Origin of the sequence: Flavobacterium gawalongense (assembly GCF_007097265.1) — a bacterium.
Classification (GTDB): Bacteria; Bacteroidota; Bacteroidia; order Flavobacteriales; family Flavobacteriaceae; genus Flavobacterium; species Flavobacterium gawalongense.
In genome coordinates this window covers 26,545-40,590 of sequence record NZ_VJZP01000001.1, presented here as the reverse complement: position 1 = coordinate 40,590, position 14,046 = coordinate 26,545, and the positions used below count along the sequence as shown (strand labels likewise).

Annotated in this window: 14 protein-coding genes; 2 read left to right on the top strand and 12 right to left on the bottom strand. The window is 34.0% G+C overall.

Features of this window, described 5'->3' with window-relative positions; all coding sequences use genetic code 11:
* Positions 1 to 7: 7 nt before the first annotated feature.
* The 12 genes from gap to recF form a co-directional block, all read right to left on the bottom strand.
* Entirely contained in the window at positions 8 to 1,012 is a 1,005-nt protein-coding gene (gap, locus tag FNW38_RS00195) for a type I glyceraldehyde-3-phosphate dehydrogenase (protein WP_143385854.1), read from the bottom strand.
* 74 nt (positions 1,013 to 1,086) lie between these two features.
* A complete protein-coding gene (lipA, locus tag FNW38_RS00190) occupies positions 1,087 to 1,956 on the bottom strand; it encodes a lipoyl synthase (RefSeq protein ID WP_143385855.1) in 870 nt (289 codons plus the stop codon).
* Between the two features lie 289 nt (positions 1,957 to 2,245).
* Positions 2,246 to 3,067: an energy transducer TonB gene (locus FNW38_RS00185; RefSeq protein ID WP_143385856.1), complete on the bottom strand. Its 822-nt coding sequence runs from the start codon at positions 3,065 to 3,067 to the stop codon at positions 2,246 to 2,248.
* A 203-nt stretch (positions 3,068 to 3,270) separates the two neighbouring features.
* Entirely contained in the window at positions 3,271 to 3,822 is a 552-nt protein-coding gene (locus FNW38_RS00180) for an RNA polymerase sigma factor (protein WP_143385857.1), read from the bottom strand.
* Positions 3,813 to 4,919 carry a glycosyltransferase gene (locus FNW38_RS00175; RefSeq protein WP_143385858.1) on the bottom strand — a complete coding sequence of 369 codons (1,107 nt, stop codon included), beginning with the start codon at positions 4,917 to 4,919 and terminating at the stop codon, positions 3,813 to 3,815. Before FNW38_RS00175 ends, FNW38_RS00180 begins: the two co-directional genes overlap by 10 nt.
* A 99-nt stretch (positions 4,920 to 5,018) precedes the next feature.
* Entirely contained in the window at positions 5,019 to 5,633 is a 615-nt protein-coding gene (locus FNW38_RS00170) for an FMN-binding negative transcriptional regulator (RefSeq protein WP_144064447.1), read from the bottom strand.
* Between the two features lie 121 nt (positions 5,634 to 5,754).
* Positions 5,755 to 6,768: a UDP-N-acetylmuramate dehydrogenase gene (gene murB, locus FNW38_RS00165; RefSeq protein WP_144064448.1), complete on the bottom strand. Its 1,014-nt coding sequence runs from the start codon at positions 6,766 to 6,768 to the stop codon at positions 5,755 to 5,757.
* A 48-nt stretch (positions 6,769 to 6,816) separates the two neighbouring features.
* The gene (asnB, locus tag FNW38_RS00160) at positions 6,817 to 8,664 is read right to left on the bottom strand and encodes an asparagine synthase (glutamine-hydrolyzing) (RefSeq protein WP_144064449.1); all 1,848 of its coding nucleotides are present in this window, start codon (positions 8,662 to 8,664) and stop codon (positions 6,817 to 6,819) included.
* A 2-nt stretch (positions 8,665 to 8,666) separates the two neighbouring features.
* Complete coding sequence (locus FNW38_RS00155; RefSeq protein ID WP_143385862.1) at positions 8,667 to 9,734, bottom strand: glycosyltransferase; 1,068 nt, start codon at positions 9,732 to 9,734, stop codon at positions 8,667 to 8,669.
* Positions 9,735 to 9,749: 15 nt separating this feature from the next.
* Positions 9,750 to 10,421: a DUF2461 domain-containing protein gene (locus FNW38_RS00150; RefSeq protein ID WP_143385863.1), complete on the bottom strand. Its 672-nt coding sequence runs from the start codon at positions 10,419 to 10,421 to the stop codon at positions 9,750 to 9,752.
* Positions 10,422 to 10,428: 7 nt separating this feature from the next.
* Positions 10,429 to 11,127, bottom strand: a complete 699-nt coding sequence (locus FNW38_RS00145; protein WP_143385864.1) for a thioredoxin domain-containing protein — start codon at positions 11,125 to 11,127, stop codon at positions 10,429 to 10,431.
* A 77-nt stretch (positions 11,128 to 11,204) separates the two neighbouring features.
* Entirely contained in the window at positions 11,205 to 12,284 is a 1,080-nt protein-coding gene (recF, locus tag FNW38_RS00140; RefSeq protein ID WP_143385865.1) for a DNA replication/repair protein RecF, read from the bottom strand.
* Positions 12,285 to 12,516: 232 nt separating this feature from the next.
* Here recF and FNW38_RS00135 point away from each other — a divergent pair, with 232 nt between their 5' ends.
* Entirely contained in the window at positions 12,517 to 13,290 is a 774-nt protein-coding gene (locus tag FNW38_RS00135) for a tetratricopeptide repeat protein (RefSeq protein WP_143385866.1), read from the top strand.
* An 86-nt stretch (positions 13,291 to 13,376) separates the two neighbouring features.
* The gene (gene ribH / locus FNW38_RS00130) at positions 13,377 to 13,952 is read left to right on the top strand and encodes a 6,7-dimethyl-8-ribityllumazine synthase (protein WP_143385867.1); all 576 of its coding nucleotides are present in this window, start codon (positions 13,377 to 13,379) and stop codon (positions 13,950 to 13,952) included.
* Positions 13,953 to 14,046 lie beyond the last annotated feature (94 nt).

Here is a 14,046-nt window from a genome sequence, read left to right as displayed (position 1 = left end):
TTTCTTATTAGTTATTTTTACTTTCAATCAAAAGAATCAAATCAATAATTCTGGATGAATACCCTATTTCATTATCATACCAGCCTACTACTTTTACCATTTTATCAATTACTGAAGTGAGTTGCGCATCAAAAAGGCAAGAGTTTGTATTTCCAATGACATCAACAGAAACAATTGGATCTTCAGTATAATCAAGAATTCCTTTTAAGTTAGTTTGTGCTGCAATTTTGAAAGCGGCATTTATCTCATTTATAGTAACGGCTCGTTTTACATTGAACGTAATGTCCGTCAGGGAACCGTCCGGAACAGGAACTCTAATACCGCATCCTCCAATTTTCCCTTGCAATTCAGTAAAAATTTTTGTTAATGCCTTAGCAGCTCCAGTTGTTGTAGGTACAATAGATTGACTTGCCCCACGTGCTCTGCGTAAGTCTTTATGCGGTTGATCGTGTAAACTTTGATCCGTAGTGTACGAGTGAATAGTTGTAATATAAGCCTGCTCAATGCCACAAAGTTCATCGATAACTTTCATCATTGGTGCTGCATTGTTCGTTGTGCAACTGGCATTGGATATAATGCTTTCAGTACCATCAAGAATATTTTCATTCACACCCAGAACGACAGTTTTTATCGTATCCACTTCTGAAGGTGCAGAAAGAATCACTTTCTTGGCGCCAACTAAAATATGGGCATTTATATCTTCAAAAGTACAATACTTTCCAGTCGACTCAATTACGTAATCGATATCTAAACTTTTCCAATCCAGATTTGAAATGCTTTTTTCGTGAAAAAACAAAAAATGTTTTCCGTCTACAAAAAAACCTTTTTCATCAGGACTTACCGAGAATGGTAAAACACCGTGAATACTATCGTACTTCACTAAATGTGCCATTGTTTTAGTATCTGCAATATCATTTATGGCAACGACTTCAATGTTGGGATGGTTTAAAAGTAAGCGAAATAAATTCCGACCAATTCTTCCAAAACCATTAATGGCAATTCTTGTTTTCAATATTTTTTTGTTTAAAGTCACATGTTTAAAGTTTCAAGTTGAGCAACTTTAAACCTTAAACTTGAAACAATTTTTTAAAGAATATGTTTTTGTGCTTTGTATGAAGAACGAACTAACGGTCCGCTTTCTACATGACGGAAACCCAATTCCAAACCAAATTTCTCATATATTGCAAATTGATCCGGCGTTATGAATTCCTTTACCGGCAAGTGTTTTTTACTGGGTTGCAAGTATTGACCTATCGTAACAATATCAACATTAGCCTCGCGTAAATCTCGCATCGTTTGGAAAACTTCTTCTTCTTTTTCACCAAGGCCAAGCATAATTCCTGACTTCGTTCTGTTGATACCTTTTTCTTTCAAGTAACGCAACACTTCAAGGCTTCTATCGTATTTTGCCTGAATGCGCACTTCACGAGTCAATCTGCGAACGGTTTCCACATTATGCGAAACCACTTCAGGATTAGCTTCCACGATACGGTCAATATTTCTTTCGATACCTTGAAAATCCGGAATCAACGTTTCAAGCGTTGTGTTTGGGTTCATTCTGCGAATGGCTTTTACGGTTTCTATCCAAATAATGGATCCGCCATCTTTCAAATCATCTCTGTCAACACTGGTAATTACAGCATGTTTGATATTCATGATTTTTATGGAGCGCGCCACTTTTTCCGGCTCATCCCAATCTACAGTTTCCGGTCTTCCGGTTTTTACACCACAAAAACCACAGGAACGTGTACACACATTTCCTAAAATCATAAAAGTAGCTGTGCCTTCACCCCAACATTCGCCCATATTAGGACAACTTCCTGAAGTACATATCGTGTTCAAACTATATTTATCTACTAAGCCGCGAAGCTCCGTATATTTTTGGCCAATTGGGAGTTTTACCTTCAACCATTTCGGTTTTCCTACAGGTAAAGTATTTTCTAAAACAGTTTCCATATATCAATTTTCAAAGGACAAAGATAAGGAATGTAGTTTATTTGTGGATTTGTTTATTTGTTTATTTGAAGGAAGAGAAGTTGAAGCAGTTGGAGCACAATATTTGCGTTTTTTTAGGAAATAGTTGTCCTGCTTTTCGTTGTATCCACGCAAAAAAATGTGTGGGATGCCACTGCAATCAGGGCTAAAGAGAACTTTTGGTTGTTTTTAAGATAAAATATTTAAAAAAAAATAAAGGCAGTATTCAAAAAAAGATTCAAAATTAAATGAAGCTTTTCTGTTTTTTTAATTAATTCATCTGAACCGTAATAGGGAGATTATAGGCAGTTCGAACCGGTTTTGAGCCAATCATTCCGGGCGACCATTTCGTTTTCAATGATTTCAATACTCGGATGGCTTCTTTTCCTAAACCATAACCAGGATCTCTTTTCACTTGAATGTCAGTCATGCTTCCGTCTTTTTCTATTACAAAAGACACATAAACTTTCATGGTGCTGCCGCTGTCAATATCTGGTCTTTCAAAATTATTTCCTACATAAGTATAGAACTTATTGATTCCTCCCGGAAATTCAGGAAGTTTATCTAGAGTTAGAGTGGCTACAATTGTATTTCCGGGATCGATAGAACCTGTCGTTTCCGTTCCTGTTCCGGATGTAGAAGACGGATTTATACCAACAGTTGTTGTTCCTTCAGTACTCGTGTTTGTAACCGTAGTATTATCAGTGTTTTTTGCTATATCTTGATTTGCCAGTTGTGCCTGAACGATAATAGGATTCACAAGTTGGTCGCCTTGAATAGGCACTTCGGTATTTTGTGTTTTTACTTCGGGAATAACCGACTTTGCTATTTCCTGAAGCTGATTGGGTATAATGTCAGTTACGTTGACTATGGTATTTGTGAATTCTGGTATCGTTATCCTATTTTGAGGATTAAAATAATTCAGAATCACAGGAATACTCAAAGCAGAAGTTAAAAGTAATATTCCCATAAAAAGTGCCATTATTGAAGTTTTGGTGCTTTCCTGGCGCAACTGATACGCTCCATATTCTTTGTTTCTGTATTGAAAAACAAGGTCAATCCAGCGGGTCTCGTAAATGCTTAATTTTGACATAATTTATGGATTTAAAGGTTAAGTATCAGTTAAATCATAAGCAAGTGTTGTTTATTTTTAACAACGTAAATAACAAGAAATTTAGTATCAAAACTGTGGATTATTTTTTAGTTTAATTGTTTAACCGTTTATTCGATTAACTGGTATCTCTAATATCGATTAAACGAATAACCAAATAAACGAATAAACCCCAAATCAAAAAACTATCTTCTACTCTGAATGATTTCCGCCAGAAGTTTTTTGGCGCGAAGCAATTTAATTTTGACATTACTCAACGGTTCGTTAATTTTGTTGGCGATTTCCTGGTAACTCATTTCCTGAAAATAGCGCAATTGGATGACTTCTTGATAATGTGGTTTTAATTCTTTTATGAATTGCAGTAATTGCGAAAGGTTTTGTTCCGTAATCAATTCATCTTCTGCCGATGGAGTAGTGTCGGCAATGTTGTAGGCTTGTTGGTCTTCTTCCTCAGTAATTTCAACAAAAAGGCTCGATTTTTTTTTTCGTAATAAATCGATGTGAACATTTTTTGCAATAGCGATAAGCCAAGTGTTAAACTGGAATTCGGAGTTGTAAGTGGCTATTTTGTCAAAAGCTTTCGAGAAAGTTTCGATGGTAATATCTTCTGCATTGGTTTCGTTTTCAGTACGTTTCAGCATAAAACCATATACTTCATTCCAATAATAATCCAATAGAAAAGTAAAGGCAACCTGATCGCCTTGTTTTGCTTTTTCTATTTGTTTGTTTATTTCCAATGTACCGGTTTTGAGAATATATTTGTTATAAAGATATTGATTTGTGTGAATATAAGTACTATCTCAACGATAGGAAACCAGAATTTAATGTCATTTTCTTTTAATTTTCCTGCAGAAAATCCAACAACAATCCAAGCGACAAGGTATCTGAGAACAATTAAACTCAAAACTAATATCCATTGAAATTGGAAAGCTAATAAGATAATAGGCAATAAAATAAATAGCAATTGAGAGCAATAGAAAACTCCTAGTTGTAATTTATCGAGAGGTTTATAATAATTTGCCGTAGCTACGTGTCTTCTTTTTTGGGTAAACCAGTCTTTGTATGTAGTTTTTGGTTTAGAAAGTGTAAAACTTTCCGGTGTGTAAGCGATAGTTGTATTTCTGGCATTTGCCGCTTGGTTTACAAATAAATCATCATCACCAGAACGAATTTGCATGTGTTCTATGAAACCATTTACATTAAAAAATTCTTCTTTTTTATAAGCTAAATTTCTCCCTACACCCATATACGGATGTCCTATTTTTGCCCAAGAAAAATATTGAATTGCCGTAAGTAAAGTTTCAAAACGAATTATTTTATTCAGGAATGAATTAGCAATTTTTTCATATTTTCCATAACCTAAAACAATTGTTTTTTGCATCGTAAATTGAGAACTCATTGCAATTATCCAATCTTTTGAAGTTGGGTAACAATCCGCATCAGTGAATAATAAATATTCTTTTTTAGCCGCTTTTATTCCTAAAGTCAGTGCGTATTTTTTGTTTCCCCAAAAGGCTTCGTTGTTCTCCACTTTTACCAAGCGAACATTTGGGTATTGCTTTTCAAAACCTTCAAAAATAGCCAAAGTATTATCACTTGAAGCATCATCAATCAAGACAATTTCAAAATCAGGATAGTTTTGTTCCGCAAGTAGCGGGATAAAATTCGCTACATTTTCTTCTTCGTTTTTGGCACAAACAATAACCGAAATCGGGATTCTTTTTGGCATTATCTTCTGTGCTTTGACGAAAGCAAATTTCCCAAAAACACCTAGATAATACGAAATTTGAACAACAACAATAAAAATAAAAAAGTAAAGAATTAGTATAAGCATCTGAGTTTAATGAGTTTTTAATACCGAAATTTCGGGAGAGTGCAAAGGTATGAATAGAATTATGAATTGTAAATTATAAAGTATGAATTTTGAAAGAATTTATCTGGGGCATTTCTTCATTTCATTTGCTACAGCGATGGACTGATTTGTGTTGGTTTTTTCCAACTCTGAAATGATGTTTTGGTAGTTTTTATCATCTCGGTTTTGTGACATTTTTTTCGTGGCCTGAATTGCTGTAATTTCTATTTCGAATGCTACAATGCCTCGTGTTTGCATCATGGTTTTTTTTGACAAATCTTCCACACGAATAGGGTTTTCAGAATTTTGTTCGTATTTATCCACTAATTTTTTTAGGGATTCTATTACCGCGTCGCCTTCGATAATTTTAATTTTCCCGTAAACATGAACTGCAATATAGTTCCATGTTGGTACATTTTCATGATCATACCAAGAGGAAGAAATATAAGAATGCGGTCCGGAAAAAATAGCTAAAACTTGGTCATTATCGGCAAAACCTTTCCATTGTGGATTTTCCTTGGCAATGTGTCCATGTAAAATTTCCTTTCCGTCTTTATTAGTGTCCAATTCTAATGGGATATGAGTTGCCCATAATTTTCCATTGGTTTGATTGATTAGAATACCAAAACTATTCTGTATTAGAAAATCTTTAATTTCTTCTTGATTTTCGTTTTTATAAATATCTGGAGTGTGCATTTTTAATTTAAGAATTAGGATTTAGGGATTTTGAAATACTATTTTGAAATTGATAATCTGAAATCTATATTCCGATTTCTATCGGAGCTGAACACTGCGACTGAATACTGAACACTAAAACCTATATCACATTGACTTCGGCCTCAATGTGAATGCCAAACGTCTTAAAAATAGTCTCTTGAATATTCTTCGAAATATTCAAAATTTCCTGTCCGGTGGCATTACCATAATTCACTAAAACCAAAGCTTGGTTTTTATGGATTCCGGCATCGCCAAAACGTTTTCCTTTGAATCCGGCTTGCTCAATCAGCCATCCTGCAGGAACTTTTACTTCGGTTTCAGAAACGTCATAATATTTCATTTCTGGAAATTGCTGATGAATTTTCTCGAAATCCGATTTCAACAGAATAGGATTTTTAAAGAAACTGCCGCTGTTTCCCAGTGCTGCCGGATCTGGTAGTTTACTTTGGCGAATAGCAATTACGGCATTACTAACGTCTTTTAGTGTAGGATTGGAGATGCTGTTTTTTGCTAATTCAGTTGTGATATCTCCGTATGAAGTATTGATTTTATGGTTGCGCTTTGTCAATTTAAAAACAACGGATGTAATCACATATTGGTCTTTTACTTCGTTCTTGAAAACGCTTTCTCGGTAGCCAAAATGACACTCGTCTTTTGTAAACGTTTTAATTTCCTGATTTTCTCTGGTCATCGCTTCACAGGAAACAAAAGTGTCTTTAATCTCAGCGCCATAAGCGCCAATATTTTGTACTGGAGTGGTTCCCACATTTCCGGGAATTAGCGACATGTTTTCTAAACCGCCAAAATTTTGGTCGATGGCCCAAAGCACAAATTGATGCCAGTTTTCGCCAGCCTGACTTTCGACCCAGACAAAATCATCGTTTTCTGCTATAATTTTTTTGCCTTTCAAATCGATATGAATAACCAATGCATCAATATCTTTTGTCAAAAGCATATTGCTTCCGCCGCCCAAAATAAATTTTCTCTGGGATTTATTTTCTTGTAAAATAGTTTTCAAATCGGCTGCCGAATGTACCGCAACGAAATGTTTTGCTTTGGCTTCAATGCTAAATGTATTGTATTTTTTTAAAGAGAAATTATGTAGTATTTCCATAAAAGAAAGTGCTTTTTGAATTTTTTAATTCCAGGTCAAAAGTAAGAATTAAAATTTAGTTGCATACGTTTTCATCCAGATATGCATCATAAATAAAGGCATGATGTAAGAAGTCATTCGACTGTCTCCTTTTTGTAAATTCTGAACGAGTTTCTCAATGTTTATATGTTCAAAATAAGGAATTTGGAACAAATCACTTTTGGAAAAAGATTCTAACTCTTCTTTAAAAGCGGGGCTTTTTGTGATGTAATCTCCCCAAGGAGCACTCAATCCTACTTTCCTGAATTTTAGAATTTCGTCTGGCAAGCGTTCTTGCATTGCTTTTTTTAGAATGAATTTCCATTTTTTTCCTGTAAATAGCCATTTATCTTCCAATGAACCTAATCCAACAATTAATCTTGGATCTAAAAATGGTTCCCGACATTCAATGGATGCGCCCATTGTGCAACGGTCATTCCTGTCCAGAAGCGAGCATAAATAGGTATGTTGGTCAAAATAAAGTGCTTGTCGGCGTAAATTATTCGGATATAAAGATTTTGCTTCTTTATAAATTTGTTTTCTGTATTCGTTTTTTGGAGGCGTATTAATTCCAAAGGTTTCCGCAATATCATTGGGATAAATATTAGAGCCGTTATATATTACTAAATCAGATTTTTTAATGATTTGTGCGTAACGTGTTAACTTTTCGTACCGTGGTTTTTTTGTAAAAACATCTAAATTACCAATGGTTGCTATGGAATTCAATAACGATGGATATTGCAAGGCTTTGTATCGCACATAACCTCCCATTAATTCATCAGCGCCTTCACCGGAAAGCACTACTTTTACCGATGGTTTTGCCATTTGTGAAACTGCCAAAAGATGTGGTTCACTCAAATGCATAATTGGTTCGTCCTGAAAATAAGTCGAACTTATTAATTTATCATACAGATTTGTATCCTCCAATTGCATCGTATGAAAACCATAATCGAATTTCTCAGCCATCATTTTAGCTAAATGTGCTTCGTTATGTTCTTTTTCTTTGAAACCAATATTAAAAGTTTGTATGTCTTTGTAATTTTGGTGGTGTAATGAAGCTAAAATGGAGGAAGAATCCAGTCCGCCACTCAATAATACACCAACAGGAACGTCACTTACCATTCGCAATTTTATGGAATCGTCAAAAGTTTCTCGAAACCATTCCACCGGATTTTGAATTTTGGGTTGATTTTGAATTTCCTTTTTTAAATTCCACCATTTTTCGGTAGTGGTTTTTCCATCTTCATGAATGGTCATGATATGTCCGGGCAATATTTTTTTTACATTTTGATACAATGTATTTTCACCGGCTACAAATCGGTTAAAAATGTATTCTTCCAGTCCGTCTTGTGCCATTTTAGTAGGAACTCCAGCCGTGAAAAGTGCTTTTTGTTCGGATGCAAAATAAAAAGTTTCGTTGTAAAAAGAATAATATAAAGGTTTAACGCCCATTCTGTCCCGAACAACAATTAACTTTTTTTCCATTTTATCCCAAATAGCAAAAGCAAACATTCCGTTGAGGCGGTTGAGCATTTTTAAACCATGCAGTTGGAATAATTTCATTAAAACTTCGGTATCCGAAGTGGTTCTAATATCAAATCCATTGCTTTTTAATTCAGGATAAAATTCTTTGTAATTATAGATTTCACCATTATAAACGAGCACATATCTCCCATCATCCGACAGAAAAGGTTGGTGTCCTGCTGAGGAAACATCCAGAATTGAAAGTCTTCTGTGTCCAAAACCAATATTATTTTCGATGAATAATCCTTTATCATCAGGTCCGCGGTGTTCCAGTAAATCGCGCATCTTAGTAAGAATACGTTCGTCCACTTTTTTTTGTGATTGTAAATGCAAGATTCCATTAATTCCACACATAGTTAGTTGGGGCTGTTTGTGTTGATTAATTCGTGGTATTTGTTGGCAATAATTTTCATGTTTATATTGTAATCAGCATTTTGTTCTACAAACTTTCTGTTTTTCAAAACGACATTATTTCGATATTCGCTATTTTCAAATGCCCAGATTAATTCTTCTGCGAGCATTTCAAAATCATCAACGGTGACTAATTGTCCATTTTCTCGGTGTTTAATCCAACTTTGATTTCCTGGAATATCGGTTACAATTGGATAACAATTAGTAGCCATCGCTTCAAATAAAGAGGCCGAAACACCTTCAGTAATAGGCATGCTGATGTAAATGTTAGATTTTTGCAATAATTTTGGTAATGCTGTATTTGGAATTCTCCCTGTAAAGTTGACTTTGTTTTCGATATTTAATTTTTTTGATAAATCTTTCAAAGTCGATAGTTGTGTTCCTTCTCCTATAATGGTAAGTACGAAATCAATTCCCTTTTGGTTTAGAATGGCAAAAGATTTTAAAATAATAGCATGACGGTATTCCGGCAATAAAGAGCGCGTTACGATAGCGCTGATTTTTTCAGGATTAGCATTGTTTTTATTCCCGAATTTTTCCAAATTAATTCCCTTTGGTAAAACCAAAACTTTATTCATATCAACATTGGCCTTGATCATAGAAATAGTCATCACTGGTCCCCAAGCATGAATTAAATCCGCTTTTTGAAAGGCATAGTGCTGAATAAGTTTTTTTAAAGGTAATAGAATGGATTTTTCAGGCCATAAATCGGTTCTGCCTTGTTGTGCAATCGCCACTGGTTTTACACCGCATAATGCAGCAAGAAAGCCGTAACTTGTAGTTCTCTCTGCAATTACCATATCTGGTTTGTGTAATTTTATTATTTTTCTAATTCTAAAAAATGCTAATTCAAATTCGAAAATCCTTAAAATTCGGTTTTTAAGATTATTGTTGGATGTTTTTAATTCCCAAGTGATAATTTCAAAATCACCAAATTCCCTGAGACCGTTCATCCAAGTGATGGCATCAGCTCTATAGGATTCTCCCAGAAAAAGTATTTTCTTTTTTTTCATCGGTATAAATTGAAATTACTCAGAAGTTAAGGCGCGATTTATAAAATCATTTAGCGGCTTTAGTGCAATTAGTTTTTTGCTCATTGTAGCAACAAAATCTTTTTTTGTCACTTCTGAAATATCAATTCTTTGAGAAGACTCAAAGCTTTTTAATTTTAAAAATTCAATTGCCGGATGTTCTTTTTCGTAACCTCGTGGTGGGTTTTTTAGCGTATTTTTTTCATTCCGATCAAAATCTTTAAATTCTTTTTTGAAATGTTTCTCGTCAAGAATTGCTTCTAAATCATCATGGAAATAAGCAATTTCCTTTCGCATTTTTTTCAAATCCTCCGCTTCGGGACAATACAATCCACCGGCAATAAAACTGGCTCCTTTTTCTAAATGAATGTAATAACCGGAGCGATTCTGACCTTTGGCACCAGAAGAAAGCCAAACACCCAAATGTGATTTATAGGGAGACTTGTCTTTAGAAAATCGGATATCACGATTGATTCTGAAAGTACAATTTTTGACTTCCAGCATTTCCAGCGATGAGTCTAATGGTTTCATGGCATCAAGGAAATCACTAACTAATTGATGATAGTCTTTCTTGAAAGCTTCGTAACGTTTTTTATTTTCCAAAAACCAATCCCTATTGTTATTGGCTTGTAAATCATCCAGAAATTGTAGTGTATCTTTTGAAAGCATCTTGAAGCTATTGTAATTGTTTTCTTAAATCGTTTTCACTTATAAAACCAGAATGTTTCCATTTTACTTCTTTGTTTTCATATAATAATAAGGTAGGAAGTTCACTGATTTTCATTTCTGAAAGCAGGGTTTTATTTTCGTCGGCATTTAATCGAATTATGGTCACTTTGTCCGCTAATTCTTTTTGCATTTGCAAAATATATGGTGTCATTTTTTTGCATGGTGCACACCATTCAGCATAAAAATTAATCAGTACTTTTTTATCTGAGTTTAATAGTTTGTTGTATTTCTGAACTGATAGGCCTATGATTTTATCACTTGGTTTAGAAAGTTCCGCAGCATCCCATTTTAATATTCCGCCTTCTAATTGGTATATGGTTGTAAAACCTAATTCGTTTAGTTTTTCAGCAGCTTTTTGACTTCTTCCTCCGCTTTTGCAATACACAAAAACAGGTTTTGATTTGTCGAATTTTTCGGCATTTGTAACAAAATCATTGCTAAGCCAATTTACATTTTTCGCATTGTCAATATGATCCGATGCAAATTCTTCAGGAGTTCGTACATCAAGGATTTGTGGATTTGGAGTTGCTGCAATTTTTTCTGCAAAAGCTTCGGCTTCAATAGTTTTTACGTTTTTTGAAGTTTGACCGTTGCAGGATAAAACTATAAAAGATAGGATTAACAGAAATATAGAATGAAATTTCATTGATGTGATTTTAAATTGGAATAGGCTAAATTAGGTAATTTTTAAATTTCCGAACCTTTTAAATTATTAAATAAAAGTTATAAGTTGAAAATTTTATACGTCTGATGTGTCGATTTTACAATGGCTTCCGTGCGCTCCGGATGTGTGTCTGAAATAAAAAGTTGTCCAAAAGTATCGCTGTTGACCATTTCGATTATTTTGGCTACGCGACTTTCATCCAGTTTATCAAAGATGTCATCAAAAAGTAAAATCGGTTTCACACCACTTTGCTTTTTTAGAAATTCAAATTGTGCTAATTTTAAAGCGATTAAAAACGATTTTTGTTGACCCTGAGAGCCAAATTTTTTGATAGGATGTTGGTCAATTTCAAATGCTAAATCGTCTTTATGAATCCCCACACTTGTATAATGTAAAGCGCGATCCTTGTTGATGTTTTCCTGTAAAAGGGTCAGCAAATCTTTTTCGAATAAATGACTTTCATATACGAGTTGAACGGTTTCCTGCGAACCGGTTATAGCTTGATGGTGAACATTGAAAATAGGAATGAACTGGTCGATAAATTGTTTTCTTTTTTCGAAAATATAATTCCCAAAACTGTTGAGCTGCTCATTATATATAGAGAGCGTATCGTTTTCGAAAACATGGTTCAGTGCAAAATATTTCAGCAATGCATTACGTTGACTCATTACTTTTTGATATTGAATGAGTTGTTGCAAATAATGGGAGTCCAGTTGCGAAATGACGCTATCCATGAATTTTCTTCTGGTTTCGCTGCCTTCTACAATCAAATCCCTGTCGGCTGGTGAAATGATAACCAAAGGAATAAAACCGATATGATCTGAAAATTTATCGTACGCTTTCCCGTTGCGTTTCAATATTTTTTTTTGGCCTTTCTTTAAACTGCAAAGGATTTGTTCATTTCTTTCGTTTTTTTCAAATTCAGCATCAATTACAAAGAACTCTTCTCCGTGTTTTATATTCTGAACGGCTAATGGGTTGAAATAGCTTTTTCCATAAGACAAATGGTAGATCGCATCCAGCACATTAGTCTTTCCAATACCATTTTTACCTACAAAACAATTTATTTTGCTGTCAAAATCGAAATTTGCTTCCGAAAAATTCTTATAATTGAATAATGAAATTTTTTTTAAATACATGGGTAAGGCTTGCTGGTATTGAGAACTTTGATGTTTTTGAATGAGTTTTTCAAAGTGGGTGCAAATTATTGAAAAATATCGATAAAAATGGCTTTTCCATTTTTTCTATGGTAATTATTTTGTCTTTGGAAAGAAAGAACCTCTTAGGATATTTTTTTTAAATATAAAAGCATATTTTTTATGTCGGTTTGAATAAAAATTTTATTTTTGCGACTCACTAAATTAAAATTAAATGGCTACTTACAGTAAAAGAGGATATAAAGCACCAAAAGAAAAAGAAGTAAAAGATACAGTTGAAGAGGTAAAGGTTGACGAAAAAGATAGCACAACTGCAGGTGTTTTTTCTAAATTAGATGAAACAGCTTCGTTAACGGAGAATTGGGTAGCCAGAAATCAAAAAATCATTATTGGATTAGTTGCAGGTGTTGCGATATTAACTGTTGGTTATTTAGCCTACCAAAAATTTATTGCTGCTCCACAACAAGACGAGGCTGCAAATGAAATGTTTGTTGCTCAACAAAATTTTCAAAAAGCTACCGATGGAGTGGCGAGTGATTCATTATATAAGTTGTCTTTGAATGGTTCAGAAGGGAAATTTGGATTTTTAAAAATTGCTGATGAATATTCTGGAACAGATGCAGGAAATTTAGCTAATTATTATGCAGGTATTGCTTATTTGAATACAGGAAAATACACTGAAGCGATTGAGTATTTAGGTAAATTCAAGTCTGAAGATATTGTTTTGGGTGCTTTGGCAAAAGGAGCAATAGGAGATGCCTATTCTCAAAAAAATCAACCGAAAGAAGCTTTGGAAAATTACGTAAAAGCTGCTGAGTCAAATAAAAATGATTTTACAACACCACGTTTCTTGCTAAAAGCTGGAAAAACTGCTTTAGGATTAGGAAATAAAGAAGACGCCTTAAAATATTTCACAGATATTAAAGATAATTTTGATGCAACTCCAGAAGCGGCTTCAATTGACGTTTTGATAGGATTAGCACAATAATAAATAAGTATTCAGTTATCAGTTTGAAGTAAGCAGTTTATTCTGCACACTGAAAACGGAAAACTGTACACTAAAAACTAAAAAAAATGGCTACCGTAAATAAAAATTTATCCGACTACGATAAAAATTCAGTCCCAAATGCGAAAGATTTTCGCTTTGGGATTGTTGTTTCAGAATGGAATGATTCTATAACTGAAGGACTTTATAAAGGTGCTATAGAAGCCCTTTTGGAAAACCAAGTTCCATCCCAGCATATTATTCGCTGGAATGTTCCAGGAAGCTTTGAGCTTATATATGGATCAAAGAAAATGTTGCAAACGCAGAATGTTGATGCTGTTATTGCTATTGGATGTGTAATTCAGGGGCAAACCAAGCATTTTGATTTTGTGTGTGAAGGAGTAACTCAAGGAATTAAAGATTTGAATGTACAAACTGATATTCCGGTTATTTTTTGTGTTTTGACTGATAATACCATGCAACAATCCATTGATAGAAGTGGAGGAATTCACGGTAACAAAGGTACTGAAGCTGCTATTGCGGCTATAAAAATGGCCTATATTCGTCAACAAGCTTCGTTGTCACATCAAATAGATAATCAACATTTATTGTCTGCAGGGGCTATCCAAATAGAAGAAGGATCGCCTTTAGAGTTAAAGGAATAAATAATAAAATTAATAATTATTAAACCTATACTGTTTTATAAATAGTATAGGTTTTTTGTTTTTTTTATGATTAAATAAGCTACCATTCCCAAAT

Excerpts from the sequence above, each read along its gene's own strand:
- lipA (WP_143385855.1), bottom strand. The coding sequence starts at position 1,956 with ATGGAAACTGTTTTAGAAAATACTTTACCTGTAGGAAAACCGAAATGG.
- FNW38_RS00185 (WP_143385856.1), bottom strand. The coding sequence starts at position 3,067 with ATGTCAAAATTAAGCATTTACGAGACCCGCTGGATTGACCTTGTTTTT.
- FNW38_RS00175 (WP_143385858.1), bottom strand. The coding sequence starts at position 4,919 with ATGCTTATACTAATTCTTTACTTTTTTATTTTTATTGTTGTTGTTCAA.
- FNW38_RS00170 (WP_144064447.1), bottom strand. The coding sequence starts at position 5,633 with ATGCACACTCCAGATATTTATAAAAACGAAAATCAAGAAGAAATTAAA.
- murB (WP_144064448.1), bottom strand. The coding sequence starts at position 6,768 with ATGGAAATACTACATAATTTCTCTTTAAAAAAATACAATACATTTAGC.
- asnB (WP_144064449.1), bottom strand. The coding sequence starts at position 8,664 with ATGTGTGGAATTAATGGAATCTTGCATTTACAATCACAAAAAAAAGTG.
- FNW38_RS00155 (WP_143385862.1), bottom strand. The coding sequence starts at position 9,734 with ATGAAAAAAAAGAAAATACTTTTTCTGGGAGAATCCTATAGAGCTGAT.
- FNW38_RS00150 (WP_143385863.1), bottom strand. The coding sequence starts at position 10,421 with ATGCTTTCAAAAGATACACTACAATTTCTGGATGATTTACAAGCCAAT.
- FNW38_RS00145 (WP_143385864.1), bottom strand. The coding sequence starts at position 11,127 with ATGAAATTTCATTCTATATTTCTGTTAATCCTATCTTTTATAGTTTTA.
- recF (WP_143385865.1), bottom strand. The coding sequence starts at position 12,284 with ATGTATTTAAAAAAAATTTCATTATTCAATTATAAGAATTTTTCGGAA.
- FNW38_RS00135 (WP_143385866.1), top strand. The coding sequence starts at position 12,517 with ATGGCTACTTACAGTAAAAGAGGATATAAAGCACCAAAAGAAAAAGAA.
- ribH (WP_143385867.1), top strand. The coding sequence starts at position 13,377 with ATGGCTACCGTAAATAAAAATTTATCCGACTACGATAAAAATTCAGTC.